Genomic DNA, 217 nt, shown 5'->3' with positions numbered 1-217 from the left:
GAGCCACATTATCCGAAAGGTGAAGGTGGCCGTCCGGCCTACCCGTTGATGGCGATGCTGCGTGTGCATCTGCTGCAGAACTGGTTCGGCTCCAGCGATCCAGCGATGGAGGAAGCGCTGTACGAAACCACGATCCTGCGCCAGTTTGCCGGGCTGAACCTGGAGCGCATCCCCGACGAAACCACCATTCTCAACTTCCGCCGCTTGCTGGAGAAAC

The 217-nt window shown here is 59.9% G+C and carries 1 protein-coding gene; it reads left to right on the top strand.

What is annotated here, in order from left to right:
- On the top strand, positions 1-217 hold a 217-nt coding region (locus AO268_RS07445), incomplete at both ends, for a transposase (RefSeq protein ID WP_141562795.1).

Origin of the sequence: Pseudomonas sp. ICMP 8385, from assembly GCF_002699915.1 — a bacterium.
GTDB lineage: Bacteria > Pseudomonadota > Gammaproteobacteria > Pseudomonadales > Pseudomonadaceae > Aquipseudomonas > Aquipseudomonas gessardii.
The sequence above is the reverse complement of the archived record's forward strand: the minus strand, read 5'-3'. Positions and strand labels throughout refer to the sequence as shown.